Annotated in this window: 1 protein-coding gene; it reads right to left on the reverse strand. The window is 39.7% G+C overall.

The window, feature by feature from the left end:
* Positions 1-209, reverse strand: a 209-nt coding sequence (locus C2M25_RS06515) for a phage portal protein (protein WP_158679687.1), incomplete at both ends; no start/stop codon positions are given.

Below are 209 nucleotides of genomic sequence, written 5' to 3' on the forward strand. Positions count from 1 at the left end.
ACATCGAGCAAATCAGCTTCTATAAGCTGAAAAGCATAACCAAACTTATTAGGTGCGTTGTCTATATGCCTGATCAACATATCACCGTCTTGGCTGACGGTCTTCGCTATCAATTGGTCAGCTTCGGTCATATTCATACGACCAGATATTTCGCAAAAACCTTTACGACAAAACTCTTTATAAGCTAACTCGACAGATTTATTCGCATC

The sequence above is a fragment of the Pseudoalteromonas sp. T1lg21 genome (assembly GCF_002964625.1).
In the GTDB taxonomy this organism is placed as follows: Bacteria; Pseudomonadota; Gammaproteobacteria; order Enterobacterales; family Alteromonadaceae; genus Pseudoalteromonas; species Pseudoalteromonas gelatinilytica.